29 protein-coding genes and 2 pseudogenes are annotated in these 26,266 nt (G+C 67.5%); 18 read left to right on the top strand and 13 right to left on the bottom strand.

The genetic code is table 11. The features are described from left to right. Positions 1 to 2 precede the first annotated feature (2 nt). The 5 genes and pseudogenes from ychF to DFR69_RS07370 all read left to right on the top strand — a co-directional run bounded on the left by ychF (position 3) and on the right by DFR69_RS07370 (position 4,735). Positions 3 to 1,082 carry a redox-regulated ATPase YchF gene (ychF, locus tag DFR69_RS07390; protein ID WP_110036649.1) on the top strand — a complete coding sequence of 360 codons (1,080 nt, stop codon included), beginning with the start codon at positions 3 to 5 and terminating at the stop codon, positions 1,080 to 1,082. Positions 1,083 to 1,176: 94 nt separating this feature from the next. Beyond that, positions 1,177 to 2,265, top strand: a complete 1,089-nt coding sequence (locus tag DFR69_RS07385) for a hypothetical protein (RefSeq protein ID WP_244198133.1) — start codon at positions 1,177 to 1,179, stop codon at positions 2,263 to 2,265. Between the two features lie 15 nt (positions 2,266 to 2,280). Then, positions 2,281 to 2,643: pseudogene (locus DFR69_RS07380) on the top strand (DUF933 domain-containing protein); the annotation flags it as partial. Positions 2,644 to 2,662: 19 nt separating this feature from the next. Further along, on the top strand, positions 2,663 to 3,868 hold the full coding sequence (locus tag DFR69_RS07375; protein WP_146229212.1) for a hypothetical protein: 1,206 nt from the start codon (positions 2,663 to 2,665) through the stop codon (positions 3,866 to 3,868). 261 nt (positions 3,869 to 4,129) lie between these two features. Beyond that, positions 4,130 to 4,735, top strand: coding sequence for a hypothetical protein (locus tag DFR69_RS07370; RefSeq protein WP_110036646.1), 606 nt, complete (start codon positions 4,130 to 4,132; stop codon positions 4,733 to 4,735). A gap of 231 nt (positions 4,736 to 4,966) precedes the next feature. On the opposite strand, the gene DFR69_RS07365 is transcribed toward DFR69_RS07370, so the two are convergent. After that, a complete protein-coding gene (locus DFR69_RS07365; protein ID WP_110036645.1) occupies positions 4,967 to 5,812 on the bottom strand; it encodes an NAD(P)H-binding protein in 846 nt (281 codons plus the stop codon). Between the two features lie 141 nt (positions 5,813 to 5,953). On the opposite strand from DFR69_RS07365, the gene DFR69_RS07360 reads away from it, so the two are divergent. Both DFR69_RS07360 and DFR69_RS07355 read left to right on the top strand, forming a co-directional pair. Next, complete coding sequence (locus DFR69_RS07360) at positions 5,954 to 6,565, top strand: TetR/AcrR family transcriptional regulator (RefSeq protein ID WP_110036644.1); 612 nt, start codon at positions 5,954 to 5,956, stop codon at positions 6,563 to 6,565. A gap of 205 nt (positions 6,566 to 6,770) precedes the next feature. Continuing rightward, a complete protein-coding gene (locus DFR69_RS07355; protein ID WP_110036643.1) occupies positions 6,771 to 7,133 on the top strand; it encodes a VOC family protein in 363 nt (120 codons plus the stop codon). Positions 7,134 to 7,465: 332 nt separating this feature from the next. On the opposite strand, the gene DFR69_RS07350 is transcribed toward DFR69_RS07355, so the two are convergent. Continuing rightward, entirely contained in the window at positions 7,466 to 8,026 is a 561-nt protein-coding gene (locus DFR69_RS07350) for a ribonuclease FAU-1 family protein (RefSeq protein WP_110036642.1), read from the bottom strand. A gap of 132 nt (positions 8,027 to 8,158) precedes the next feature. Between DFR69_RS07350 and DFR69_RS07345 the strand changes: the two genes are divergently transcribed. Beyond that, positions 8,159 to 8,509 (top strand): hypothetical protein, encoded by a 351-nt coding sequence (locus DFR69_RS07345; RefSeq protein ID WP_208643921.1) that lies wholly within the window; start codon positions 8,159 to 8,161, stop codon positions 8,507 to 8,509. A gap of 213 nt (positions 8,510 to 8,722) precedes the next feature. Next, on the top strand, positions 8,723 to 9,676 hold the full coding sequence (locus tag DFR69_RS07340; RefSeq protein ID WP_110036640.1) for an alpha/beta fold hydrolase: 954 nt from the start codon (positions 8,723 to 8,725) through the stop codon (positions 9,674 to 9,676). Between the two features lie 395 nt (positions 9,677 to 10,071). Here DFR69_RS07340 and DFR69_RS07335 read toward each other — a convergent pair whose 3' ends face one another. Further along, a complete protein-coding gene (locus DFR69_RS07335) occupies positions 10,072 to 10,677 on the bottom strand; it encodes a class I SAM-dependent methyltransferase (protein ID WP_110036639.1) in 606 nt (201 codons plus the stop codon). A 93-nt stretch (positions 10,678 to 10,770) separates the two neighbouring features. On the opposite strand from DFR69_RS07335, the gene DFR69_RS07330 reads away from it, so the two are divergent. Both DFR69_RS07330 and DFR69_RS07325 read left to right on the top strand, forming a co-directional pair. Further along, the gene (locus DFR69_RS07330; RefSeq protein ID WP_110036638.1) at positions 10,771 to 11,958 is read left to right on the top strand and encodes a DoxX family membrane protein; all 1,188 of its coding nucleotides are present in this window, start codon (positions 10,771 to 10,773) and stop codon (positions 11,956 to 11,958) included. A 360-nt stretch (positions 11,959 to 12,318) separates the two neighbouring features. Continuing rightward, a complete protein-coding gene (locus DFR69_RS07325; RefSeq protein ID WP_110036637.1) occupies positions 12,319 to 12,576 on the top strand; it encodes a hypothetical protein in 258 nt (85 codons plus the stop codon). Here DFR69_RS07325 and DFR69_RS07320 read toward each other — a convergent pair. Further along, entirely contained in the window at positions 12,573 to 12,902 is a 330-nt protein-coding gene (locus DFR69_RS07320; protein ID WP_110036636.1) for a hypothetical protein, read from the bottom strand. The genes DFR69_RS07325 and DFR69_RS07320 overlap by 4 nt on opposite strands. A 10-nt stretch (positions 12,903 to 12,912) precedes the next feature. Beyond that, positions 12,913 to 13,404, bottom strand: coding sequence for a MarR family winged helix-turn-helix transcriptional regulator (locus DFR69_RS07315; protein WP_110036635.1), 492 nt, complete (start codon positions 13,402 to 13,404; stop codon positions 12,913 to 12,915). A 74-nt stretch (positions 13,405 to 13,478) separates the two neighbouring features. On the opposite strand from DFR69_RS07315, the gene DFR69_RS07310 reads away from it, so the two are divergent. Continuing rightward, positions 13,479 to 14,903: an MFS transporter gene (locus DFR69_RS07310; protein WP_373867003.1), complete on the top strand. Its 1,425-nt coding sequence runs from the start codon at positions 13,479 to 13,481 to the stop codon at positions 14,901 to 14,903. 4 nt (positions 14,904 to 14,907) lie between these two features. Here the strand turns inward: DFR69_RS07310 and DFR69_RS07305 are convergent, their stop codons facing one another. After that, entirely contained in the window at positions 14,908 to 15,459 is a 552-nt protein-coding gene (locus DFR69_RS07305) for a MarR family winged helix-turn-helix transcriptional regulator (RefSeq protein WP_110036633.1), read from the bottom strand. 51 nt (positions 15,460 to 15,510) lie between these two features. On the opposite strand from DFR69_RS07305, the gene DFR69_RS07300 reads away from it, so the two are divergent. After that, positions 15,511 to 16,230: an SDR family NAD(P)-dependent oxidoreductase gene (locus DFR69_RS07300; RefSeq protein ID WP_110036632.1), complete on the top strand. Its 720-nt coding sequence runs from the start codon at positions 15,511 to 15,513 to the stop codon at positions 16,228 to 16,230. Positions 16,231 to 16,240: 10 nt separating this feature from the next. On the opposite strand, the gene DFR69_RS07295 is transcribed toward DFR69_RS07300, so the two are convergent. The 3 genes and pseudogenes from DFR69_RS07295 to DFR69_RS35100 all read right to left on the bottom strand — a co-directional run. Continuing rightward, positions 16,241 to 16,975 carry a helix-turn-helix domain-containing protein gene (locus DFR69_RS07295; RefSeq protein WP_110036631.1) on the bottom strand — a complete coding sequence of 245 codons (735 nt, stop codon included), beginning with the start codon at positions 16,973 to 16,975 and terminating at the stop codon, positions 16,241 to 16,243. Positions 16,976 to 17,020: 45 nt separating this feature from the next. After that, a complete protein-coding gene (locus DFR69_RS35105) occupies positions 17,021 to 17,197 on the bottom strand; it encodes a hypothetical protein (protein WP_244198164.1) in 177 nt (58 codons plus the stop codon). Between the two features lie 164 nt (positions 17,198 to 17,361). After that, positions 17,362 to 17,508 (bottom strand): annotated as a pseudogene (locus DFR69_RS35100) (helix-turn-helix domain-containing protein); the annotation flags it as partial. Between the two features lie 388 nt (positions 17,509 to 17,896). Here DFR69_RS35100 and DFR69_RS07285 point away from each other — a divergent pair. The 3 genes from DFR69_RS07285 (at position 17,897) to DFR69_RS07275 (ending at position 20,658) form a co-directional block, all read left to right on the top strand. Next, complete coding sequence (locus DFR69_RS07285) at positions 17,897 to 18,478, top strand: CHAP domain-containing protein (RefSeq protein WP_110036630.1); 582 nt, start codon at positions 17,897 to 17,899, stop codon at positions 18,476 to 18,478. Between the two features lie 158 nt (positions 18,479 to 18,636). Continuing rightward, a complete protein-coding gene (locus tag DFR69_RS07280; protein WP_244198132.1) occupies positions 18,637 to 19,785 on the top strand; it encodes a hypothetical protein in 1,149 nt (382 codons plus the stop codon). Positions 19,786 to 19,947: 162 nt separating this feature from the next. Further along, a complete protein-coding gene (locus tag DFR69_RS07275; protein WP_110036629.1) occupies positions 19,948 to 20,658 on the top strand; it encodes a DUF1906 domain-containing protein in 711 nt (236 codons plus the stop codon). A gap of 4 nt (positions 20,659 to 20,662) precedes the next feature. On the opposite strand, the gene DFR69_RS07270 is transcribed toward DFR69_RS07275, so the two are convergent. Together DFR69_RS07270 and DFR69_RS07265 are read right to left on the bottom strand one after the other, a co-directional pair. Then, positions 20,663 to 20,986, bottom strand: coding sequence for a hypothetical protein (locus tag DFR69_RS07270; RefSeq protein ID WP_110036891.1), 324 nt, complete (start codon positions 20,984 to 20,986; stop codon positions 20,663 to 20,665). 189 nt (positions 20,987 to 21,175) lie between these two features. Further along, positions 21,176 to 21,910 (bottom strand): Rv1157c family protein, encoded by a 735-nt coding sequence (locus DFR69_RS07265; RefSeq protein ID WP_233000571.1) that lies wholly within the window; start codon positions 21,908 to 21,910, stop codon positions 21,176 to 21,178. Between the two features lie 360 nt (positions 21,911 to 22,270). Here DFR69_RS07265 and DFR69_RS07260 point away from each other — a divergent pair, with 360 nt between their 5' ends. Continuing rightward, positions 22,271 to 23,494: a mannosyltransferase gene (locus DFR69_RS07260; protein WP_244198131.1), complete on the top strand. Its 1,224-nt coding sequence runs from the start codon at positions 22,271 to 22,273 to the stop codon at positions 23,492 to 23,494. A gap of 3 nt (positions 23,495 to 23,497) precedes the next feature. Here the strand turns inward: DFR69_RS07260 and DFR69_RS07255 are convergent, their stop codons facing one another. Beyond that, positions 23,498 to 23,794 (bottom strand): 4a-hydroxytetrahydrobiopterin dehydratase, encoded by a 297-nt coding sequence (locus tag DFR69_RS07255; RefSeq protein WP_110036626.1) that lies wholly within the window; start codon positions 23,792 to 23,794, stop codon positions 23,498 to 23,500. 54 nt (positions 23,795 to 23,848) lie between these two features. Continuing rightward, a complete protein-coding gene (locus tag DFR69_RS34355; protein WP_167456179.1) occupies positions 23,849 to 24,025 on the bottom strand; it encodes a hypothetical protein in 177 nt (58 codons plus the stop codon). Between the two features lie 200 nt (positions 24,026 to 24,225). Here DFR69_RS34355 and typA point away from each other — a divergent pair, with 200 nt between their 5' ends. Beyond that, positions 24,226 to 26,130, top strand: coding sequence for a translational GTPase TypA (gene typA, locus DFR69_RS07250; protein ID WP_110036625.1), 1,905 nt, complete (start codon positions 24,226 to 24,228; stop codon positions 26,128 to 26,130). Positions 26,131 to 26,266 lie beyond the last annotated feature (136 nt).

Genomic DNA, 26,266 nt, shown 5'->3' with positions numbered 1-26,266 from the left:
TCGTGAGCCTCACCCTCGGAATCGTCGGCCTGCCCAACGTCGGAAAGTCGACGCTGTTCAACGCGCTGACCAAGAACGACGTGCTGGCCGCGAACTACCCGTTCGCGACCATCGAGCCCAACGTCGGCGTGGTCCCGCTGCCGGACCCGCGTCTGGACAAGCTGGCCGAGATCTTCGGTTCCGAGAAGATCGTCCCCGCCGTCGTGTCGTTCGTCGACATCGCGGGCATCGTGAAGGGCGCCTCCGAGGGCGCGGGCCTGGGCAACAAGTTCCTGGCCAACATCCGTGAGGCCGACGCCATCTGCCAGGTGGTGCGCGTGTTCGCCGACGACGACGTGGTGCACGTCGACGGTCGCGTCGATCCCACCGCCGACATCGAGGTCATCGAAACCGAGCTCATCCTCGCCGACCTGCAGACCCTCGAGAAGGCCATTCCGCGCCTCGAGAAGGAAGCCAAGGTCAAGAAGGACCGCAAGCCCCTGCTCGACGCCGCCAAGACGGCCCAGGAGTTCCTGAACGAGGGCACCACCCTGTTCGCGGCGGGCAAGAAGGTCGACGGCGAGCTGCTGCGCGAACTGTCGCTGCTCACCATCAAGCCGTTCCTCTACGTCTTCAACGCCGACGAGTCGGTGCTCACCGACGAGGCCAAGGTCGCCGAGCTGAAGGCCGCCGTCGCCCCCGCCGACGCCGTCTTCCTCGACGCCAAGGTCGAAGCCGAACTCCTCGAACTCGACGACGAGTCCGCCCTCGAACTCCTCGAGTCCATCGGCCAGACCGAGCCCGGCCTGCACGCCCTGGCCCGCGCCGGCTTCCACACCCTCGGCCTGCAGACCTACCTCACCGCAGGCCCCAAGGAAGCCCGAGCCTGGACCATCCACCAGGGCGACACGGCCCCCAAGGCCGCCGGCGTCATCCACACCGACTTCGAACGCGGCTTCATCAAGGCCGAACTCGTCGCCTTCGACGACCTGGTCGAGGCGGGTTCCATGGCCGCTGCCAAGGCGGCGGGCAAGGTTCGTATGGAAGGTAAGGATTACGTCATGGCGGACGGCGACGTCGTGGAGTTCCGCTTCAACGTGTAATCCGTTGCGCCTGGGGTGAATTGAAGGAGCCCCAGGCGCATGAATTGCTTCAGAGGCGACACTGGGGCGTTCCTCAACAGGATAGCATCCACGGGTGCCAGAGGACTATGTCGCGACCGATGTGTGGGGCCTGCTGTCCGAGCACAGGCTCGACCCGTTTCTCAGGGTTGCTGATGGTGACCGGGTAGCCGCTCTAGAGCTCTACGCATGGTCGAGCCGAACCGCGGCCGTGTCGTTCGAGGTGGTCGGGCATCTCGAGGTGCTGCTTCGCAATGCTCTCGATCGAGAGCTTCGAGCCCATTTCGATGAGGCTACGACAGGCATCCCGTGGTTCCTGATGCCGGTCCCGGACGGTGCTGACCTGTCCGTCGCCGTCGACACGGTGCGAATGCGCCTACGTCCGATGAATCGCGAGTCGCGTCACCAGATCGTGGCGGGTCTCAGCTTCGGATTCTGGTCCGGCCTGCTCGGTCGGAAGTACGAACAACTCTGGCGCGACTGCCTTCATCGTGCGTTCCCCTACTCGACTGGCCAGCGCAAGCAACTCGCAGCCGCCGTCGAGGGTGTCCGCAAGTTCCGGAACCGGCTGGCGCATCACGACAGCTTGTTGAATGTCGACGTTCCTTTTGAGATCCGCCGAGTTCTAGAGGTCGCAGGGTTCATCGATGTGTCGGCGGCCAAGTGGCTGCGGGAGGTGAGCACCGCGATGGATCAGTACGCGAAGCGTCCAATCGCAGTTGCTGACACGGCTGTTGTGGCCGCGAAAGATGCCTGGCCGCTGTATCAGCGAAGCTTCGCGTATGTATGTCAGCCAGGTCGATTCTTTCGGCCCGTCGACCGTCTCGCCTTCTACGTCGACTCCTGTGTCCAGGTTGATATCCCGCGTATTCAACATCGGCGTGACAACGTCGATTGGTCGGAGGCCTCTGCGGATCGACTTCGTGCCTCCTCTGATCTGATGGACCGGAAGATCGCCCGTGTGATCGACGAGTCACGGTCTGCCGGTTGGACCGGCGGGACGTATCAGGTCCTCCTGCTGACACGACCCGGCGATCCAACGCATCGACAACTCGTCGATCCATTGCCGCACAATGGTGTTGGTCGTGGTTCGGCTTTTACGCAGCGGCAGCGCTACGTAGCGCTGCACGCACTCGAGACCGCGACCACAACAAGTGAGCTGTAAGCCGCCCGCCGGCTTGAGCGGCTGGCTGAACTGCTCGAGTCCATCGGCCAGACCGAGCCCGGCCTGCACGCTCTGGCCCGCGCGGGCTTCCACACCCTCGGCCTGCAGACCTACCTCACCGCGGGCCCCAAGGAAGCCCGGGCCTGGACCATCCACCAGGGCGACACGGCGCCCAAGGCCGCCGGCGTCATCCACACCGACTTCGAGCGCGGCTTCATCAAGGCCGAGCTCGTCGCCTTCGACGACCTGGTGGAAGCGGGCTCCAAGGCGGCGGGCAAGGTCCGCATGGAGGGCAAGGATTACGGCATGGCCGACGGCGACGTCGTGGAGTTCCGTTTTCAAATAACGTCAGGTGGCAAGGCCGCTGCCAACAAATAGCGGGTGGAGGGTCTCAGCGTTGAGTGACGACGGCAGTGTCCAGGAGCATCAGCCTCGTGGATTCTTCGAGATAACCCCGGATCTTGAGGGAACCCGCTTCGGAGCGAACGACCTCGAAGGTGCCCGGGGTCTGTATCGAGACCTCTTCCGGAGACTCGAAATTGAAGGCTGGCCAGCCAATCCGGTTGGACCACTCCGAGTCTGGTGGACCCAGCAAGGCACACAGACAGCTTGCTACCTCATCTACATCGCAAGGATCATTTACCACCTTGCCCGCAACGTAACTAGTCGGTCCGAGCCGATCTTCTACGAAAAGGTGAGGAGGCTGTTCACGGAGATGACTGCCAGCGTCTACATGGAGAACTTGGCCGAACTGGAAGTAGCCTTCATTCTTTCGCATGCCATGAGCCCCTTGTCTTACGAGCCTATGGTCCCCGCCGAGCAGATCGGCTCCCCCAGTCAGCCGAAGTCGCCGGATTTTGGAATCCGACTGCCAAGCGGTGATATCGCGATCGAGGTCACCGTATGGCACTGGCAATCACTGAGGGATTGGGATGCGGCCCAAGAGCAAATCTCGGTCAGGCTGGGGGCTCGCCTTCGGCGTGCAGGGCTCGGACGTCAGGTCAGACTTGGCTTACCGCTTCATGTGCAAGGTGCGGACATCGAGGCGATTGCAAGCTCCGGTGTAGTCGAGACGATGAGGCATTCCGCCGGGGAGGCAACGGTCAAACTGTCTGGCGGCGATGCAACTCTGGAGTGGGCCGAGTTCCCTGTCTTCGCGTCTTTTGCGGAGCTGGCGGGAAGTTCACAAATGGCTGAGGGTTTGGGCATGGGTGCGATTGGGGGCGTCGAGAAGCCCTTCGGGTTCTCGGTTCATCCGTTGTTCGATGAGCGCGCGATCGATGAAGTCGCGACTTCCATGAGGAAGGCGCTGGACCGGAAGCGTCGCCAAACCGTTGACGGTCTGCCGAATATCATCGCTCTAGGGTTGGGGCACCACAGACTCCGCTGGGACTGGGTATTGCCAATGTTCGCGGAAAGGATCTGGCCGAATCCCAAATACAGATGGATTACGGCGCTCGCCGCTTTCATGCCGGAGCGAGCATGGGATCAGGCAATTGGCACAGCCTCGATCAAATTCGATTGGAACCCGAACGCGGCAATTCCGGCACCCCAGCCGCTGCGCGACGTAGCGGAAAAGGGAGCCACGTTCCACCTTCCGTAAGAGGCTGATCAGACCGAATTTCGGTTTCAAACAACAGGCGGCAAGGCGGTTGCCAAGTAGTGGAGGTGTAATGGCCATGAGTGACGAGCTGGAACCAACCGACGAAACCTCCGAAGCGACCTCAGTCAACAGCGAAGACGGTTCGGCTACCGTGGTCGTTCAGGCTGCTGCGGAGGCGGCCGCCTTCGCATTCACGGCGACGGTCACCGTCGGAATTACCTGGCGGTACAACACCTTTGGTCGGCACTGCGGTCTGCCCGGATGTGCGACGAACGCGAAACGGAGCTGGTCGCGGCCGGCGAGATCAATGTGGACCTTGGGCATCGTGCCGATGCGATCAACGCGGTTCTGTCGGCCGTGGCGTTCCTGGAAGCGTTTGTAAACGAGACCTTCTCTGACGCCGCCGAGCCTGGTGACAGCAAGTACCGTACTGACGGAGTCATCGCCGCCGCTGTCGATCAGATGGCTCAGTTCTGGACGGGTGGAGCTGTTCCCGTCGAGCGCGGTATGCCCGTGCTACGCAAGTACCAACTCGCGCTGCTGTGCGCTGGTGAGACGCCTCTCGATACCGGTAGCGGTCCGGCGCAAGCTGTTGGCGTGCTCATCGAATTACGTAACGCCCTGGTGCACTTCATGCCCAAAACTCAGGACGTTGCGTCCGCGCACAAGTTGGAGAAGGACCTGAAACCTCGCGTCACGGCGAACCGACAGTCCATCGGTGCGCCCTGGTATCCGAACAGTGCGCTCGCGGCCGGGTGCGCTCGATGGGCATGTGAGACTGCCATGGGGCTGGTTGATGAGTGGCAGAGTCGGATGGGTTTGGTGTACGACTACCGGACGACTCTCCATGGAATGCCGACTCCGTAGCGGTTCGGGTTTCCGTATGCCGCCCCCGCAGGTCGCTCCAGCGCTTCCCGGATGAGCGCTCGGGCGGAGGAGGGCTGGCGATGGATTGCCGGTGGCGAGGAGTTCGCCGAAGGCGCTGCCTGTGCGCTGTGAAGACAGCTTCCGCTCGGCGACATCCAGTTCCGCCCGAACGCGATAAAGTTCCGCTTCAACGGGTAGTCGCGTTCCCGTTCAACCTCGTGCGGTCGGCGGTCATCGGCTGGACAATTGTTCGGTGATGCTGCGCGGTGGTCGGCCGAGGAGTCGGGAGAGCGTGGGGTCGGGCTTGGCGAAATGGCCGGTTCGTGTCGCCTGGAACATCGAGAGAGTGAAGCGGGCGACCGGCTCGGGGGTGCCCTTCGCCATCTCGTCGGCGACCCATTTCTCGTCGTCGACGATGACGCGGTCGATGGTGCGGCCGCTGAGTTCGGATGCCGCCGAGGCGAAGTCGGTGAGGGTGACCGGCGTGGGCAAGGTCAGATCGATGGGGCCGTCGAAGCAGTGATCGCTGGTGAGGATCACCGCGGCCGCCTCCGCGGCATCGCGTCGATCCACCCAGGAGAACGGTCCATCGGCTGGTTTGGCGATCACCCCCGTCTGCTGCCACGGACCGAGGAGTTGGTCGAGGTCGCCGTAGAAGCCGTTGCGCAACGCGGTCCATGCGACACCTGACGCTGCGAGGTGCTGCTCGGTGGCGGCGTGAATCCCGAGCGGAGGGTAGGGGGAGTCGAAGCCGGTCCCGTGGGCGCTGGTGTACAGGATCCGCTGGGCTCCGGCGGCGACCGCGGCATCGATCGCTCTCCGGTGCTGGGCGACGACGTCGGCGGTGATGTCGTTCGAGGAGACCAGGAGCACCTGTTCGGCGCCCGCGAACGAGTGACGCAGCGCCGCGGGATCGTCATAGCTTCCGCGCCGCACGCGGATCCCTGTGTCGGCGAGATGTTTCGCGCGTTCGGGGTCGCGGACGCTGACGCCGATGTCGGCGGCGGGAATCCGCGCGAGGAGATGGTCGACCGTTGCCCCGTTGAGGGCGCCCGTCGCTCCGGTCACGATGATCATGGAGATGCCCTTTCATAGAGGTCAGTAGTTCGTGGCGAGCTCACGCAATAAGTTGACCTCCCGAGTCAACTTCCGGTCCGGCGCCATCTTGCAGTAAATTGACCAGGTAGGTCAAGTTTGAGTCGAGCAGGGAGGTGGGCGATGGTTGCCGACGCCGGGTCTTCGTCGACGCTTCGCACGGATGCCCGCCGCAATGTCGACCGGATCCGGGGCGCCGCGGTGCGGGTCTTTCGCGAGGAGGGGCTCGCCGCCCCGCTCGAGACGGTCGCCGCGGCTGCCGAGGTGAGCAAGGCGACGATCTTCAACAGGTTCGGTGGGAGGGTCGGGCTGATCGACGCCGTGATCGACGAGGTCGTCGCCGCGGAATTGCTCGGCATCATCGAGGCCGCGCGAGCCGTCACCGGCGTGCGCGAGCGGATCTGTCGCTATGTCGGCGCCATCCGGGATCTCCAGTTCCGGGTACCTGCCGTCAACGACGTCCTGTTGCAGGAATTCCCCGGCGCGGAGCAGCTCATGGCGCTGTGTCATGTCGCGGGAGCCTTCCACGAGGAGCTGGTCGAGGAAGGGCGCGCCGCGGGCGTCCTGGTCGAAGGATTCACGCCGGCTGACTTCCATGCGCTGACTCTCGACAATGCCCTCGTTCTCAAGCATGGCGGGCGACCGGTGCGGGAGGACTACGACCGCCGTACCGCGTTCGTTCTCGGCGGGATCTGTCGGTCGGCGCCGCGTACGGATTCGAGTTCGGGATCGTGATCCGTGTAAGCGTGTAACCCGTTGCATCTGAGGTTAATTGGCGCGGGTTCGTTGCGTATCGGTGTGATACGGTCGTAGCGATGTAAAGAGGCGGACCGGTTTGGGTGAGCCCCGGTCACCATCGCGATGCGGTGGAACCCATCGCCGAATCTCGGCGTGTTCCTTCATCAGACAGTGTATTTGTGCTGCCTGAAAGGGAATTGACATGCGGCTCAATCATCTCGACCTGCAAGTGTCCGACATGTACGCCTCGGTGCGAATCTTCGTCGAAGTGTTCGGGCTCGATCTGCTCTCGAATCCGCGTTCGTCGTCGATGGCGATTCTGTCGGATGGAGCGGACTTCGTCCTCGTCTTGCAACGCATGAAGAACGAGGGTGATCGATATCCGCGTGGGTTCCATCTCGGGTTCTACGTGGACACCGTCGCAGAGGTCAACGATGCAAAGGCTCGGGCCGAAGCGCACGGACTCGACGTCAGTGATGTGATCACCGGCAACCGGGGAACGCTGATCTACTGTGAACTCCCGGACAGAATTCTTGTCGAAGTGAATGCCCGCTCCGTGAATTAGCGGCACAGTCGGGAGAACGTCGCGGACGGTGTGTCATCCGTCCGCGACATTCCAACCTCGAGACCGTTCCTGCTGGCGATTCGGCGACGTACAGTTGCCACGGATCAACGGGTGTTCGAACTTCCGGTACTACGACAGCGAGGTTGTCATGACCGAGAAATCGAGTGTGTTGCCAGCAGCGGCTCTGGCGACCGCCTGTGTCCTCACCGGTGGGACGGGTGTGGCCGCGGCCGAACCGGCGTCTGTCCCCGCCGCGGAACAACGGCACGAAGCCATGGCGGGCTTCTCCGCGATACCCTGCCTGCCCTGGATTCTTCCTCCCAGCGTCAACGTCAGAGATTTCCTGATCTGCCTCGCCTGACCGGGCCCGGTTCATAACCGGACCATCGCGCAGCCCACCAGCGGTCGCCTCGGTCCAACGCGGAGGCGACGCGATCGGCCTCGCGCCAGACCGCTTCGGCTTCTGACGGGGTGAGGCGGCCTTCGGCGACTTGTTTCGCTACGTCGCCGCGGTCCTTCCAGCGCCAGGTTCCGTCCCGGATGACGATGTCCAGGCCGTGATCGCAGGTGTCGAAGTGGTTTCGGCCGCGAGTGTGCGGCCTTTCGAAGTTGATGTACCAGTGGTCGATTCGCTTCTGGCGGAAGAAGGCCCACACCGAATAGGCGTCGGTCGGGCGGTAGAGCTGGAGCACGCTGCAGCCGGTCCACCGGTCTCGGGCCGACCATGGGTGTGGGCCGATCGGGTGCGGCTGGGAGACGAGGGGAGTGCCGTCCTCGATCCAGACGGCGAGGACATCGTCGTCGGCGATCACGCGAACCGGCATCGTCATCCACACGCGGTCGTGCAGTACTTCGCGTCGTTGCACCGTGGATCCGACCGCGAACTTGTGCATGCCTCGGGACGGTAGTCGTTGCGAACGCGGTCGTCAGTTGGGGCGGTCGTGGGGTAGATCTGTGTGGTGGGTGCGACGTGGTATGGATTCAATGACTTGTTGGGGCGGCTTGTCGGGTGTCGGCTGTATTCGGTGCAGTTCGTGATGGACTATGTTCAGCTTCACTTCGATTCGGACAGTTCGGATGATCAGCCCCGGCTCAACTGCGATGTCTGGCCGGTCGTGGTCGGTGCGGGGGAGTCGTTGCGAGAGGGGATGGCGGGGTACTCGGATGCGCTGCGGCAGCTGATCTCTCAGAAGGTCATCGGTACCACCGAAGGGGAGGGGATCGGGTTCTCGATCGAGTTCGAGTCGATGGCGTTGGTCTTCCGGCCCGGTGCCGACGAGATTCAGACGCCGGAGATCGCGTATCTCTCGGGGTTTTCAGACCATCAGTGGATGGTGTGGCGGCCGGGAGAAGAAGTCTTCGAGTATTTGGATTGATCCTCCTGTTCGGTCTCCACGAATTTTCACTCTTGTTGAACGCCGCTAAATATTGAACATGCCGGGGACCGTGGCCGCGGGGCGTGTGGGCGGTACACCAGGGTGGGGTTTTGCGCACCCTGAGGGGGTGGGGACGAGCACTCGGGGGCCTGATAAGGGGTGGCGATTCGGTGGAGAGTTGATCCTGTTACCGCACGTGGACAGGAGGCACCGATGTCGATCAGCACAATCGCCCGCTCGGGGGAGCGGCGGGTCACGGTGTCGACCGAGGACGGGGTGGAGCTGGCGGTGCGGGAGTACGGTGCGCGGCGGGCTGAGCTCACGGTGGTGCTGATTCATGGGCACTGCCTGCGGACCGAGTCGTGGACCGATGTGCGGGACGCGCTGCTGCGCGAGCACGCGGGCGCCAAGGTGGTCTGCTACGACCATCGTGGGCACGGGGAGTCGGCGGTGGCGCCGCGGGAGACCTACAACCTCGAGCAGCTCGGGCGGGACCTGCACGCGGTACTCGACGTTGTCGCGCCGACGGGGCCGGTGGTGCTGGTCGGGCATTCGATGGGTGGCATGACGGTGCTGACCTATGTCAACCGGTATCGGCACGAGGTGGGCAACCGGATCGTCGGTGTCGGGCTGGTCGCGACGGCGGCGAACGGGCTGGCCGACGCGGGCTTCGGACGGCTGCTGCGCAACCCGATCATCTCCGTGTTCCAGGCGGCCGTGCGCACCGCGCCGCGGCTGATGCAGCGCGCGAAGATGCTGGCCTGCAAGGTGTTCGCGCCGGTCGTGCGCGCGGCTGAGTTCGGCGATCGCAAGGTCAGCCCGCGGGTGCTCGCACTGTCGGAGGCGATGCACAACGCGACCTCGATCGTCACCATGGCCACCTTCCTGAGCGCCTTCAAGACCTTCGACCGCACCGACGCGCTGTCCGCGCTCTCCCGCATCCCCACCCTGATCCTGTGCGGTTCGGCCGACCTGATGACGCCCCCGTCACACTCGATCGCCATGGCCGCCGCGGTCGACTACGCGGACTTCGTGCTGATCGAGGGTGCCGGCCACTCGGTGATCCTCGAACAGCCGGCCCAGGTCGCCGATGCCATCGCCCGCCTGGTCAACCGAGCTGACGCCACCGACCGGGTCGAGAGCTCCGGACTCGCCCTCGCCGCCTGAGCCGACTCCGAGTGCGTCCTGCGCGGCGCTGGCGTCTTCGCCGAAACAGGGCAGGAGGCACGGGAGGTAGGGCAACCGAGCGTGGGCGGTAGGGCAACGAGCACGGGGCCATGCATCGTTCGCGTCGACAGCGCACCGGGCTCGCTGCCACTCGAGTCGAGTGTGAAAGCTCACCGTCACCCTGCTGCGCAGAGGCGATGATCCGGAGAACTCGCCGCGCGCGCCCCGCGAGAGCGACGCCCCGCGAGAGCCGCGCCCGCGAGAGCGACGCCCCGCGAGAGCTGCGACCCAGGAGAACTGCGGCGCGCCGAGCGCTGAGTACCCAAGGGGCCGCACCGGCGACGCCCCTGCCACGACCGAGAGGCCCGCTTCCGCGGCACTCGACGGCGGCCTACCTACTCACGACCCCGCTCGACAGCGAGCACAGCGTACGTTCGCGCATCGCCGACCCTCGGACGTCGGCTCCGCTCGAGCTCGGTGAATCCGGCGGCGCCGAGCAGTTCGGACAGGGCCTCGACCGGCCAGCGGTAGGCGTCGGTCACCTTGTGGGGGAACACCTCGACCTGCTCGTCGGAATCGAAGAAGCCGAGGACGAGGCGGCCGCCCGGGGCCAGGACCCGGTGGAATTCCGACAGGATCTCGGGGAGCTCCGCCGGGGTGAAATGGATGAGGGAGAACCAGGCGAGCAGGCCGCCGATGGTCTCGGACGGTGCGTCGAGGGTGCGCAGCGAGTCGACGCGGAACGGGATGTCGGGGTATCGGGAGCGGGCGTGGGCGACGAATTCGGGGACGAGGTCGATGCCGGTGGCCGCGAGGCCGGCCGCGTGCAGGACCTGGGTGAAATGGCCGGGGCCGCAGCCGAGATCGAGGACGGGGCCCTCGGTGAGGTGGCGTAGGACGAAGGCTGTGTCTTCGGGGTCGATGTCGGTCGGCGAACCGAACAGGTCGATGTAGAGCTCGTGGATCGCGCTGTAGGCGGAGCGGACGGTGGTGTCGGACACCGGATCGACGGTAGCGGCTGTTTGTGCACCCCGGGACCGGGTAGGCGAGAGGGGGAGCCGTTTTCCCAGGTCGTGGACGAAAGGGAGCTGACGATGCCGATCAAACCTCTCCGGCGGGTCGCCCGCACACTGCTGGCCACCACGTTCGTGGCGGGCGGGGTGAACGGGTTGATGAATCCGAAACCGCGGTTCGCGGCGGCGAGCGCGCTGGCCGATCAGGGGCGCGAGCATCTGCCGGACGCGCTGGCCGCGAAAGTGCCCGAGGATCCGAGCCGGGTTGTGCAGATCAATTCCGTCGCGCAGATCGCCGGCGGATTGTTGCTGCTCAGCGGGCGGGCGCCGCGACCGGCCGCGTTCGTGCTGGCTGCGACCGTGGTACCGGGCACCGTGACCGAACAGGATTTCTGGGCCGAGACGGATCCGGACCGGAAGGCGGCCAAGCGGGTCGGCTTCCTCAAGGACCTCGGCCTGCTGGGCGGGCTGCTGATCGCGGCCGCCGACACCGAGGGCAAGCCGTCGCTGGGCTGGCGGGGCAGGCGCGCGGTGCATTCGCTGGTCGACCGCAGCCCGAGCCTGGCCGAACAGGCCCGCGACGAGGGCACAGTGTTGCTCGAGGCCGCCAAGTCGCGTGGGGCGCAGCTGGCCGAGGTCGTCAAGGAACGTGGCCCGCAGCTGGGCGAGGCGGTGCGGGAGCGCGGCGCGCAGGTGGCGGAGGTCGCCAAAGAGCGCGGCCCGCAGTTGAGCGAGGCCGTGCGGGAACGCGGCGCGCACCTGGCGGACATCGCGCGTGACCGTGGGCCGGAGCTCGGCGAAGCGGTGCGCGAGCGCGGCTCCCACCTGGCCGAGGTCGCGAAGGAGCGCGGTCCGGAGCTGGGTGAGGCGGTGCGCGAACGGGGTTCGCGCTTGGCCGAGGTCGCCAAGGAGCGCGGCCCGGAGCTCGGTGAAGCGGTGCGGGAGCGCGGTTCGCGACTGGCTGACATCGCGCGCGATCGTGGGCCCGAGCTGGGCGAGGCTGTGCGGGACCGTAGTTCGCATCTGGCCGCGGTCGCCAAGGACCGTGGCCCGCGAGTTGGCGACGCCACACGCGAGACCAGCGCCCGGCTGGCCGAACTCGCGCGCGAGAACGGACTCGCCCGCGACCGTGGCCACACCGTCCGCGACCGTGGCGCCCACCTCGTGGAGACGGCCCTGGACCGTGGCGCCCACCTCGCCGAATCGGCGCGCGACCACCTGGCGGACGCCGCGCGCGAGACCCGCCGCGACGCCCGTCGCCGCCGCTGACGCGCCGCGACGCGACACGCGCCCGACTCCGGGCACTGTGAGGGTGGCGCACCCCGGTGCCACCGTCGCACCTGACGCCGGGCCGAGACGAACACGTCACGGCCCGGCGTTCGGTATGTCAGCGACACCACCGATGCCCCGAGATCCGCGGTCTGTCGAACCGTTCCCGCACGGCGGAGAATGAACACGGGTCGGGATGGTTCGCCGAACAATTCACCACGAGAAGCCCGCGCGACGGTCAATCCGTGCGAATCGGGCGCATTGGGTGCTGTCGGCGTGAATACTGCGTATTCGCAGTGCTTTTCGGAGAGTGGGTCGTAACTGATGTTGTCGGGTCGTGAGACGTCCAAGCCTTTTGCCGTGCGGGTGGCCTTGATCGGGGTCGCGGTGACCATCGGCCTGCTGGGTGCGGCCGCGCCGGCCGCCGCGCTTCCCGGTGTGCCGGGTTCGGGTTCGGCCTCCGGATCGGCCGATCTGGCGACGGGATCCGCGTCCGGTTCCGCCTCCGGTTCGTCGGCCGCCGGTGCCGCGGGCGCGGCCGGTGCCTACCTGACCTGGCAGTCGGCGCAGTTCCTCCAGAAGACGATCCAGCTGCTGCTCGCGGTGCCGCGCATCTAGCCCTTCTTCCAGGCCTTTTCCCAGCGTTCGGCCGCCCAGTCGCGCACATCCGCGCTCACCAGGATCGCGGGCAGCAGCAGCGTGAAGCCGAGCGCGAGCAGCACCAGCCGCAGCAGGACCTCCAGCTCGGCCAGGGCGCGCAGCAGCGCGGGCAGGACGCAGAGCGCGGCAAGCACGACGAGGACAATTGCCGCGAGGTTGCGGCCTGGCCCCGCGATCAGCGCGGCGCAGACGCCGAAACACAGGCCGAGGACCAGTCCGCCGACGCCGACGAAGTAGTTGTCCCAGGCCAGCCAGCTCGGGCGGGAAGACCGTTGAGTGACCACGCGGCGCAGCTTAGCGCGCCTCGTGGTCCTTTCGGGGCGGTCTCGGCCACGGATTGCGCTCGATGCGCTCGACCGAGCGATTGAATTTGCCCATCAGTCTGCTGAATTCGGCGACGTCGTCGGCGTCCCAGTCGGCCACGACCGCGCCGATCCCGGCGGCGCGGTGCCGCTGATCGGCGGCGAGCGCGGCCCTGCCCTGGGCGGTCGCCTGGACTTTGCGGGCGACCCCGCCGTCGGGATCCGGCACCCGTTCCACCAGATCCTGTTTGAGCATCGCGCCCACCTGGCGGTTGATCGTGGAGATGTCGAGCTGGAACGCCTCGGACAGTTCACGCAGGCTCAGCGGCTCGTCGAGTTCCAGGCGCGTGAGGATGAGAAACGCCGAGCGGTCGAGCTGGAAACCGGGTCGGCGCGGGGCGGTCGGGAGGTGGCGCGCGATCAGGTTCAGCTCGAACACCAGGCGGGTGAACGGGGTGTCGTCGTCGAGGCCGGAATCGGACATGCGCCAACTATGTCGGGTGCGTTACCCCGACGCCAAATTGTGCACCATACACATGGTATGTACTGTACATATTCGTGTCTGTATCCACTGCCGACGTCACGCCGGCCACCCCTGAAACACGCGGCGTCACGCCTGCCGTGCTCATCGCGGTGCTCAGCACCGTCGGTGTCGTCGTCTCGCTCATGCAGACGCTCGTCATCCCGATCATCCCGTCGCTGCCGACGCTGCTGAACACCTCGGCGTCCAACGCCTCCTGGGTGGTCACCGCGACGCTGCTGGCAGGCGCGGTCTCCACCCCGATCGCGGGCAAGCTCGGCGACATGTTCGGCAAGCGGCTGGTGCTCGTCGCCAATCTCGGCTTCATGATCGTCGGCTCGGTGATCTGCGCGAGCTTCTCCTCGCTGCTGCCCGAGATCGTCGGCCGTTCGCTACAGGGCGCCGCGGTGGGCGCGATTCCGCTGGGCATCAGCATCATGCGCGATGAGCTGCCCGCCGGGAAGGTCGGCGGCGCGATGGCCGTGATGAGCGCGACGCTCGGTGTCGGCGGCGCGGTCGGCATGCCGTTCGCCGCGGTGATCGCGCAGAACGCGGACTGGCACATGCTGTTCTGGACCGCGGCCGGGCTCGGTGTGGTCTGCGCGGTGCTGGTGTTCGTCTTCGTCCCCGAGTCGCCGGTGCGCACGCCGTCGCGCTTCGATTTCGGTGGCGCGATCGGACTCTCGATCGCGTTGCTCACGCTGCTGATCGGCATCACCAAGGGCGCGGACTGGGGCTGGGGCAGCCCGTCGATCCTCGGATTGTTCGCCGCCTCGCTGGTCAGCTTCCTGCTCTGGGGCTTCTATGAACTGCGGCAATCCGCGCCGCTGGTGGACCTGCGGGTCTCGGCGCGACCGCGCGTGCTGTTCACCAACATGGCCTCCATCGCCGTGGGTTTCGCGCTCTACGGCATGTCGCTGACCTTCCCACAGCTGCTGATGGCGCCGAAGGAGACCGGCTACGGCTTCGGCCTGACGATGGTCGTCGCCGGCCTGGCGATGGCACCGGGCGGTCTGGTGATGATGTTGCTCTCGCCCGTCTCGGCGCGGCTGTCGGCGGCGAAGGGGCCCAAGCTCACCCTGGCGGTCGGCTCGGCGGTGATCGGCCTCGGCTACCTCTTCGCGGTGGTGTTCATGGACAGCGTCTGGCAGATCGTGGTGGCCGGGATCATCGTGGCGGGCGGTGTGGGCCTCGCCTACGCGGCCATGCCCGCGCTGATCATGGGTGCGGTGCCGATCACCGAGACCGCCGCGGCGAACGGCCTGAACTCGCTGATGCGCTCGGTGGGCACCTCCACCTCGGCCGCCGTGATGGGCGTGGTCCTCGCGCACATGACGATGCGGCTCGGCCCGCACACCCTGCCCTCGCTCGAGGGCTTCCGCACCGCCTTCTACATCGCGATCGCGGGCGCGGTCGTCGCCATCGCGCTCACCCTCTGCATCCCGGCCCGCAAGGCCGAGTAGCCCGTCAACCCCGCTCGCGATGGCCGACGTGTCCGGGGCGGGAATCGGCGCCGAGAGCTGTCGAGAGATGCCGCAGGAGCAGCCGTAGCGTGTCTTCGAGGTGGGCCTGCTCGTCGGGGGAGATCCCGTCGAGCAGCTCGCACTCCCGCGTCAGCACGGCGGTGACGAGATCGTCGACGGCGGCGTGCCCGAGTGGCGTGAGCTCGACGTCGACGGTCCGTGAGTCCGGACGGCCGGTGCGGACGACGAGTCCCTGCGCCTCGGCGCGGTCCACGCGCTGGGTGATCGCGCCCGCGGTGATGAGGGAGGCCGCCGCCAACTCGCGGGTCGTCATCCGATACGGCTCGCCGTGGCGGCGCAGCGTCGACAGCAGATCGAGCGTGGCCGTGTCGGCCTGACGGGCCCGCAGGAGCCGGGCGCGGTCGTCGCCGAGTAGTTTCGCGATCTGCCACACCCGGGTGACGATGCCGATGGAGCGCACCGGTACGCCCGGGAGTTCCCGCTCCCAGGCCGCGGCGATCGCGTCGACGGGGTCGTTGGGTATTGCGTCGGCCACGGGTCCTCCTGCTACGCTCGTTTAGGTCTAAACGTAACAGGAGGTAGCAGTATGCGCACTGTTGTCGTGACAGGTGGGGGCACAGGGATCGGCCGCGAGATCGCCGCCGGATTCGCTTCCGACGGTTGTGATGTCGTCATCACGGGCCGACGCGGGGACGTCCTCGAACGGGCGGCGAAGGAGATCGAGGGCGCTGTCCGGGCGATCACGCTCGACGGGACCGACCCCGAACAGACCGCCGCCGTGGCGCGGGCGGTAGGCGCCGTCGACGTGCTGGTCAACAACGCGGGCGGGAACACCGATTTCGATCACCCTGCCCCCGGAAACCTGGGTGAGGTCGCCGAGGCGTGGCGGCGGAACCTGGACAGCAATCTGCTGACCGCGGTGCTGATGACGACGGCGCTGCTCCCCGCCATGCCGAGCGGGTCGAGCGTCATCACCATCGGCTCGATCGCCGCGGACAAAGGCGCGGGGTCGTACGGCGCGGCGAAGGCGGCCGTCGCGTCATGGAATGTCGACCTGGCTCGCCGGGTCGGCGCCGAGGGCATCACCGCGAACATCGTCTCGCCGGGCTATGTCGCCGACACGGAGTTCTTCCGGGACAACCTCACCGACGAGCGCAGAGCGGCCCTGCTCGACGCGGCGATGACCAAACGCGCCGGGGCGCCCGCCGACATCGCCGCCACCGTGCGCTTCCTGGCCTCGCCCGGCGCCCGCCAGATCACCGGACAGACCGTCGCCGTCAACGGCGGCGAATGGACGACCCGCTGAAGCGGGGGGATCAGTCCTCGACCCGCTTCGGCGCGTAGACGACCAGGGACCACTCGCGGCGGGGGATCAGGGACGCGCCGAGGGAGTGCACCGTCATCGCGGTGGTCGCGCCGGTGAGCGGGTCGCGGAAGTACATCAGGGGGTCGTCGGTGTTGCTGGGAAAGGCCGGTTCGCTCGTCCAGAACTTCGTCCACTCCGGCGCGCGTTCGCAGGACTCGATGATTTCGCCGAGCCGCTGTTGCGTGGCCAGGCCGGGGCCCATCAGCCGGAAGGCGTACACGCACATGTGCACCTGCTGCTCCCAGTCGATCAGCGCGACCTTGGCGCGCGGGTCCAGCAGCATCCACTCGAGCATCGACATCCCGGTGTCGAGCCCGGGGAACAGCAGCCGCCAGGCGGCGTTGGTGGCCACCACGTCGAAGGTGGGGTGCATCTGCAGGCTGGCCGGATGGGTGATCCCGTCGAGCAGCACCTGATCGGCGGGACGGACCAGCGGGGTCGCCGCGGGGTCGTAGCGGCTGCTGATCGAGAGGGAGACGAGATGATCGCGCATCGCCTCGGGCACGCTCAGCGCGTCGAACAACGCGCCGAGCGCCTCCAAGGTTGGGGTGCGGGTGCCCTGCTCGATCTTCTGGATGAGCCCGGGCGAGATCCCGGCCACGGCACTGAGCGCGGCGCGGGTCAGCCCCGCGGACTCACGGCGTTCGCGCAGGTAGCGTGCGATGGGCGGGTGTGGATTCTCCACGTCGCGATGATCCTCTTTCTCGGTCTGTGGGGGAAGGGGCCGGGGTCAGCCGTCGGGTCGCGGCACCATGAGGACCAGAGCCCACGGGCGTCGCGGCAGTCCGAAGTCCAGATTGTGCAGGGCGAGCGCGGTCGGCTCGCCGGTGTCGACGTGGCGGACGAGCAGTTCGGGATTGTCGATGCCGTGCGGCGGGTGCGGCCCACCGGATCCAGGAGCATCCATTCGAGCAGGGTCGTGCCGGGGACCAAACCGGGGAACTGCCGGGTCCACGCGTGGTTGACCGCGTGGACGTCGAAGGTGGGGAAGGACTGCAGCGACAGCGACACCAGGTGGTCCCGGAAGGGCTCGGGTATCTGCAGGGCGGCGCACAGCGCGAGCAGCGCCCCCAGGGTCGGCGGACGGGTGCCCTGCTCGATCTTCTGGATCAGACCCGGCGAGACCCCGGCGACCGTGCTCAGCGCCGCCCTGGTCAGACCCAGCGATTCGCGGCGTTCGCGCAGGTAGCGCGCGATCGGCGGATGCGGGTCCTCCATGGCACCTTCCTCGTGGCGTCGCTGGGACAAATTGGGACAGTCGTCTAGCTTGACCGACAGTAAAGCGTTAGCAAAAATTCTCACAGCCGGGCGGATGATCGCACGGCAGCCGGTTCGGCGCAGGGTGACCGTGCGCTGGTCGGGTCAGTGTGTTCCGGAGCGGTACGTGTTCGAGACCACGTCCGCGCCCCGTGCGTGGACGTCGCCGGAGGGGACGGCACGCACGCAGTGCGCGCCGAGAGCGCGGTAGCGAGCCGATGCCCGGGTGGCGCAGGGGTCCACCCGGTACTCGATAGCCCACCCGGCCCGCTCCGGAGCACACTTCCGGGAACCGCCAACGCTTCCGGTTCGTCTTAGAGTGCAGAAGACAGATCGAAAGTGGGGGGCGATGACGCAACTTCAGGAACCGACGGGCCGGCTCGGCCGGTGGGTGCTCGGCATCTCCGGATTCCTCGCGGCGACCGCGGTGGTCGTCGTCGGACTGGTCTGGTGGCAGCACGACTGGGGCGAGCCGTTCCCCGCGCTGGACTCCGAACACCTCGACGAACAGCAGCTCTCCCTGGTCGAGGTGCTGCGCAGGGAGTACGAGAACCCCGGCGCCGGGACGAAGTACGCCGAGGGCGTCGAAGAGGCCTGGTGCGCCGATTTCGTCAGCTGGACCATGCGCGAGGCGGGGCGCCCGCTGGCCAATCCGAACTCCGGCTCCTGGCGGATTCCGGGCGTCTACACGCTGACCGAGTACTACCAGAAGGTCGGCCGATTCACACCCGGCGACGTCGGCTACCGGCCCCGCCTCGGTGATGTCGTGCTGTACGGGCCGTCGAGTCCGCTGGGGCAGCACACCAACATCGTGCTGAAGGCCGACGGCGACGAGATCACCACGATCGGCGGCAACGAGATGGGCGCCGTGCGGGTCCGCACCATCGACGTGTCGGAGACCGCTGATCTCGTCGGCTACGGGCGTTTCTGAAATCGATTGTCGCTCAAGACAACTGCTCAGCTCCTGGACGGCGGTACCAGGCGGGTGCCCGTACCATGGAGTTGGTGGCGCCCGGCAGCGCCACTGGCGCGCCTCCGTCCTGCTTCCCCCTCATCGGCAGGACGGAGGCGTTGTGCCACGATGGCTGGGTGCGCGCGAAGGTGACCGAGGAGGCACGGCGAGACCCGATGTGGATCGAGTATGCCGATTTCGGCGAACGTTTCGTCACCTACGCCGTCACCGAGGAGCGGATCGCGGCGGCCGTGTCGGGGATGACCGGGCGCGGCGTCCAGATCGGGCCGTTCTCGCTGGGCCCGGCCGGGCTGGCCGGTTTCGCGGCCGAGGGCGCCCTCGGCACCCCGGTGGTGACGCGCAACCCCGGTGACGCGCTGGCCTTCGGCGTCCGGATCCCGCTCACCCTGGCCGTGAAACTCGTGCTCGGCGGGCGCAAGCTGAAGCTGGCCGCGGTGGTGGAGATCGGGCTCACGCTGCACGCGCGCACCGCCGAACCCCTGCTCGTGGTGATCGACGTGGCCCCGGTGACCGCCAAGGACGTCAGCTTCACGCTGCGTGCCGAGGCCATCGACACCGCGTGGGAGATGCTGCTCGACCCGATCGCCGGACTGGTGCAGCGCGAGGTCGCCAACCGCGTCAACGCCATCGTCGGCGATCCCAAGGTCCGTTCCGAGCGGGTCTTCGACATCGAGGCGATCCTGGACGGATACCGCTCGCCACACCGCAACGACACCGTCTTCGAGTGGATCGACTTCCGCGAATTCGGCCTCCGGTTCTTCACCAGGATCGTCACCAGGGACCGGGTACACGACGTGGTCGCGCAGATGGCGGGCAGTCAGATCGCCGTGGGACCGCTGTCCGAGGGCCCGCGCGGCGCGGCGACGGTCACCGTGCGCGGCGCCATCGAGCAGCCGCGGGTCACCGACCGCGGCCTGGGCGAGCCGGGTGCGCCACGCGTCTTCGACATGACCCTGCCCGTCGGTCTCGACATCACCGTCGACGTGCTCAAGGCGAATCACTACCGCGCCGACCTGCGGATTCCGCTGGTCCTCACGGCCAGGGCGGCCGAGCCGCTGCAGATCGTGATCGACGTGCCGCCGCCCGCGCTCGAGGACATCTCCCTGGAGTTCACCGCGAAGGGGCTGCGCGCGGCGACCCTGGCCCGGCTGGCCGGGATCAAGAAGCAGGTGGTGGCGCAGGTCGTCGCCGTGGTCAGCACCGAGCTGGCCGATCCGACGGGCCGCACCATCGACGTGGGCGCCGCGATCGACGGGGCCACCTGACTCTCGTGTGACCACTGGGACGAATGTGACCTTTGGTTCTAGCGGTTCCTGTGTGGTTGTGGTGCAATGAGTGAACGTTCGAGGCTCCCGGCGCGCGGGATCGGGGAAGGCGCGCCGGGCACGCTGCCGGTTGCGGGTCGGGTTGCGCGAAGGAGTCCTGAGATGCGTTCTGTTCCGGTGACCCGGCGTGGGTTCTTCGGCTTCGCGGCCGCCGCGGCCACGGTCGGCCTCGGGCTGTCCAGCGCGCCCGCCCGCGCGCAAACCCTCGGCACCCTCATCGATTACGCCGCCGGCGTGCCGTCGGCCGCGGCCATCAAGGCCGCCGGGCACATCGGGGTGATCCGCTACGTCTCCGATCGCCGTCCCGGCGCGGAGTGGATGGCGGGCAAGCCGCTGCTGGCCGCCGAGGTCGAGGATCTGTGGCGGCACGGCTTGTCGATCGTGTCGAACTACCAGTTCGGGAAGGGCCCGACGGCGGACTGGCGCGGCGGCCTGGAAGCGGGCAAGCAGCACGCCGAACGCGGCTGGGCCCTGCACTCCGCGGCGGGCGGCCCCGACACCGCGCCGATCTACGCCTCCATCGACGACAACCCGAGCGAGCAGGAGTTCGAGGAGATGATCGCGCCCTACATCGAGGGCTGGCAGGCGGTCCTCGGCCCCGATCTCGTCGGCATCTACGCCAACACCCCGACCATCGACCGCGCCATCGACGCGGGCCTGGGTTCCTGGTTCTGGCAACACGATTGGGGCACCCCCGACGGCTATGTGCACCCGAGTGCGCACCTGCACCAGTTCGAGATCGATGAGCGCGCGATCGACGGTGTCGGCATCGATCTGAACAACGCGTTGGCCGAGGACTACGGCCAGTGGTGACCCGCTAGGTCTGGCAGTGACAGGTCGCCCCGGCGACCCGCATATCCGGCTCGTCGTCGGGCACGACCCGCAGCGTCGGCCGCCCCTCGGGCTCGGCGAGCACGCCGCGCCAGGACAGCAGCGACCACCGGGACAGGCCCGACAGCGCCGAGCCGATGCTCGCGAACGAGCCGGAGGAGATCAGCGACCCGAACGAGCCGACCGAGCCGACGGACAGCACCGAGCCGACGCTGCCGATCGAGAGGATCGAATAGGCCGAGCCGATCGACAGAATCGAGCCCTCGGACCGATACGAAAGAATGGACCGGCTCGACTTCCGGCTCCGAATCGAACTCCCCCGCCTCCCCGCGACTTTTGCCGGTCGCGGGAAGGCATCCCGTTCGCGACCGGGCCGCCGGTCGATCGAGCTGCCGCAGCTGGAGTTCCCCGGGGAGTTACCCATGTCCTCGCGAAATCGGATGGCTCGGATCACGAGATACCTCATTCCTGACGAAGGTTGGTACCTCTCGGTTTACACCTAGACGGTGAAGAAGCCCAGGGTCGGCAGGAAGTTGCAGGTGCGCGGGGCGGCGCCCTCGGCCTGCGTGGTCAGCGAACCGGAGACGACGGCGACTACGCGGCCGTGGCCGGTGTTCGCGATGGCCGACAGGGTGGCCGGGCCGCCGGGGTTGATCTTGGCCTCGTCGGTGAGCGTCTGCACGGCCGACTGGCGGGTGTCGATGTTGAGCCACTGCACCGTCATCGGCGGGTTCTGGTTCGGGGTCGGCGCCTTGGTGCCGAGCGCGGTGAACACGAAACCGGCCTGTCCGGCGGCGGGGCCGGGCGGGGGCAGCTGCGCGGGACCGGCGACGGCCAGCGCGGTGCCGACCGAGTCGGCGCCGTCACCGATGCAGCCCTTGCCGATGGTGGGGTAGAGGAACTGCGCGATGGCCGGGCCGTCCTCCGGAATCTCCGGGCCACCGCCGCCGCTGCCGTCGAGGAAGGTGATGATCCGCTCCAGCGTCGCCTTGATGGCGGGCGGCAGGTTCAGGGTGGCGAGCAGTGCGCGCGCCTGATCGAGCAGCGCGGTCTGCGGGCTGGCGACGTCGGCGGGGCCGGCGATCAGGCCCGCGACGGCGGGCGCGAACGCAGCGAGCGCGTCGACGGGGACGCCCTCTGGCACCATCGGAACGCTGATCGGGGCTGCCTGCGGCGCGGGCGCCGGAGCGGCGATGGTCGACGCCGGCGCGACGAGCATGACGCCGGCCGCCATGGCGAATGCGGTCGTTGCGATCCGCGATCCTCGGCTACGAAGCACTTGTCCAGCCGTCCTTACCTCGGTGTTGCCAATGGGGCGAGGGTGTCGAGCCCTTCGATGTCGGGGTCACTCTAAGGACATCGCCGCCGTGTTGTACAGCCGCCCGGCCCGTGGCGGCGAACAACAGGCGAACCGTGTTCATCGACGCTAGCCCCGACCGGTGTTACAGCTGGGGATGTTGATGCAAATGTTACCGATGGTGTCGCGCGCCACCCCGTCAACCCGTGCGCGCGGGCGTACGCGCCCGCCCGGTTAAGGTGATCGAAGCAACGCGACGCGGCGCTGACGGCCACCCACACGACCGAAAGTCTGGCATTGAACCGACACCTCCGATGGGCTCTCGCGCTGCTCGGATTGTCCGTGCTGGCCCGGTTGGCCTGGATGCTGTTCGCCGAGAACGGGCTCAATGTCGTCGATCTGCACGTCTATGTGGACGGGTCGGCGTCGCTGCTCACCGATCGCCTCTACGACTTCACCTACGCGGAGGAGACCCCGGACTTCCCGCTGCCGTTCACGTATCCGCCGTTCGCGGCGCTGGTGTTCTTCCCGCTGCACTATCTGCCGTTCACCGCGGTCGCGGTGGGCTGGATGCTGGCGACCGTGGCCGCGCTCTACGGCGTCATCCGGATCAGCTTCGAACTGCTGCTCGGCGCCGAGCGGGCCAGGCGCACGCGCTGGATCACCGCGGCGGTCGCCTGGACCGCGCTCGGCGTCTGGCTGGAGCCGGTCCGCACGACGATCGACTACGGCCAGGTCAATGTGTTCCTGGTGTTCGGGGCGATGCTGGCGGTGCGCAGCGCCCGGTGGTGGATCTCGGGCACGCTCGTCGGCGTGATCGCGGGCATCAAGCTGACGCCGGCGATCACCGGCCTGTACTTCGTGGCCCGCCGTCGCTGGGCGACGGTGGTGTGGTCGGCGGCGGCGTTCGGGCTGACCGTGGCTGTGAGCTTCCTCATCAACGCGCGCGAGGCGAAGCGCTACTTCGGCACGCTGCTCGGTGACGCCGACCGGATCGGCCCGGTGGGCTCGGTGTGGAACCAGTCGCTGCGCGGCGCGCTGAGCCGGATCCTCGGCCACGACGTGCAATCCGGGCCGTGGTGGATCGCCGCGGTGCTGGTCACCGCGGTGCTGGCGTTCCTGGCCTGGCGCACGCTCGACGCCGACGACCGGCTCGGCACCCTGGTGCTGGTGCAGCTGTTCGGGCTGATGATCTCGCCGATCTCCTGGTCGCACCACTGGGTGTGGCTGATCCCGACCGTGCTGTGGCTGTTCTACGGGCCCCTGCGTGGTGAGCGCGTCGCCCGGCTGATCGCCGGATTCTGGGTGCTCACGATGGTGATCGGCGTGCCGTGGGTGCTGTCGTTCGCGCAGCCGACGATCTGGACGATCCCGCGCCCGTGGCCGCTGGCCTGGCTCGGCGCGGTCGACGTGCTCACCGTGTTCGCGTTGCTCGGCTGGTTGGTCTGGCGCGGCCGCGACACCCTGCGGGCGCAGGCGCGCGGCCTGACCCGCGGGCGCGAGGTGGAAGTTCCGGCCTGACGCTCAGCCGATGATCTCGTCGATGGTGTGCGCGAGTGTGGTGTCGTTCGCGGTGAGTCCGCCGGCCGAGTGCGTGCTGAGGGTGAAACGTACTGTGCGCCATCGGATGTCGATGTCGGGATGATGGTCGGCGGCCTCCGCGGCGGTGGCGACCTTGCGGACGATCTCGATGCCGTCCAGGAAGGTCGGGGCCTTCACCGTTCGGGTGATCGCGTCGCCCTCGCGGGACCATTCCGGCAGCGTGGCCAGGGCGATGGTGATCTCGGGGTCGGAGAGCAGTGCCGGTTTCGGAGTACCCATACCCGCAGTTCTACGCCTGCCGCGGGCAGCGCGCATCGCCCGTCGTCGGCGCGCCTAGGCGGCGCGTGCGTGCTTGAGGGCCTTTTTGAGATCTTTACCGCACACTCCGGCGGCCTCGGCCTTCTTCATCCGCATGATGACGACGGGGCATTTGAAGCAGCGCGTCTTCTTCCTGCAGCACTTTTTCTTCGGCTTCAGGCTGGACACCTTCTTCGCCTTCACCTTGCCCATGGGAGTTAGCGTAGCCTAAGTACTGCGAATGTCCACGGCGGCCCGGAGGCGGTAGCGCAAGTGTAACCACGCAGGGCCTCGAGGGCATTCGCCATGTAATCGGCCTGACACGTGCGTGCCACTCCGGTACCGGTAGGGTGTAACAGGCCGCGATGCCAGTTGAATGCGCGCCAATACACCAACAGCAGGAGGATTGAGGCGTGTCGTCTACACGCGATTTTCGCAACGTCGCCATCGTGGCCCACGTCGACCACGGCAAGACGACGCTGGTCGACGCCATGCTTCGTCAGTCGGGCGCGTTCGCCGAGCGAGCCGAGCTGGTCGACCGAGTCATGGACTCCGGTGACCTGGAGCGCGAGAAGGGCATCACCATTCTCGCCAAGAACACCGCCGTGCACCGGCACCATCCCGACGGTTCCGTCACCGTCATCAACGTGATCGACACCCCCGGCCACGCCGACTTCGGTGGCGAGGTCGAGCGCGGCCTGTCCATGGTCGACGGTGTCGTGCTGCTCGTCGACGCCTCCGAGGGCCCGCTGCCGCAGACCCGGTTCGTGCTGCGCAAGGCGCTCGCGGCCAAGCTGCCGGTGATCCTGGTCGTGAACAAGACCGACCGCCCGGACGCCCGGATCGAAGAGGTCGTCGAGGAGTCGCACGACCTGCTGCTCGACCTGGCCTCCGACCTCGACGACGAGGCCGCCGAAGCCGCCGAGCTGGCGCTGGACCTGCCGGTCCTCTACGCCTCCGGCCGCGAGGGCAAGGCCTCCAAGGAGCGCCCCGAGAACGGTCAGGCGCCCGCCGCCGAGAACCTCGACGCGCTGTTCGAGGTCCTCATGAACAACATCCCGGCGCCCAAGGGCAACCCGGAGGCCCCGCTGCAGGCCCACGTCACCAACCTCGACGCCTCGGCCTTCCTCGGCCGTCTCGCCCTGGTCCGCGTGCACAACGGTGAGCTGCGCAAGGGCCAGAACGTCACCTGGATCAACGCCGACGGCGCCAAGCAGGTCAAGATCACCGAGCTGCTGCAGACCATCGGTGTCGAGCGTCAGCCCGGTGAGGTCGCCGTCGCCGGTGACATCGTCGCCATCGCGGGCATCCCGGACATCATGATCGGCGACACCCTCGCCGACATCGACAATCCGGTCGCGCTGCCGCGCATCTCCGTCGACGAGCCCGCCATCTCGGTGGTCATCGGCACCAACACCTCGCCGCTGGTCGGCCGGGTGCAGGGGCACAAGCTCACCGCCCGCATGGTGAAGTCGCGCCTGGACCAGGAACTGATCGGCAACGTGTCGCTGCGCGTGCTCGACATCGGCCGCCCCGACGCCTGGGAGGTGCAGGGCCGCGGTGAGCTGGCGCTGGCCATCCTGGTCGAGCAGATGCGCCGTGAGGGCTTCGAGCTCACCGTCGGCAAGCCGCAGGTGGTCACCAAGACCGTCGACGGCAAGGTGCACGAGCCCTTCGAAGAGCTCACCATCGACTGCCCCGACGAGTACCTGGGCGCCATCACCCAGCTGCTGGCCGCCCGTAAGGGCAAGATGGTGCAGATGAGCAACCACGCCGCAGGCTGGGTGCGCATGGAGTTCATCGTCCCCTCGCGTGGCCTGATCGGCTTCCGCACCGTGTTCCTCACCGAGACCCGCGGCACCGGCATCGCCAACGCCGTCTCCCACGGCTACGCGCCGTGGGCCGGTGAGATCCGCGCCCGCCACACCGGTTCGCTGGTGTCGGACCGCGCGGGCACGGTCACCCCGTTCGCGATGATCCAGCTGGCCGACCGCGGTCAGTTCTTCGTCGAGCCGGGCGCCGACACCTACGAGGGCATGGTCGTGGGCATCAACCCGCGCGCCGAGGATCTCGACATCAACGTCACCCGCGAGAAGAAGCTGACGAACATGCGCAGCGCGACCGCCGACGTGATGGAGACCCTGGCCAAGCCGCTGGCGCTGGACCTGGAGCTGGCGATGGAGTTCTGTGCCGCCGACGAGTGCGTCGAGGTCACCCCCGAGGTGGTCCGCGTGCGCAAGGTGGTGCTCGGCGCCAACGAGCGCGCCCGCGAGCTGTCGCGCCGCAAGGCCCGCGACCGCGCGGTGAGCAACTCCTGATCGAGTTCTGACAGTGGGACGGTACTTCGGTACCGTCCCACTGTCGTTTTCCACGGAGTCCGGTGCCGGGCTCCGCACAGATGGGCGAGGTAGGGTGCCAGAGTGAGCTCGGGGGTCAGACGCGCGAGGTGGCGCG

The organism is Nocardia neocaledoniensis (assembly GCF_003182135.1).
Classification (GTDB): domain Bacteria; phylum Actinomycetota; class Actinomycetes; order Mycobacteriales; family Mycobacteriaceae; genus Nocardia; species Nocardia neocaledoniensis.
The sequence above is the reverse complement of the archived record's forward strand: the minus strand, read 5'-3'. Positions and strand labels throughout refer to the sequence as shown.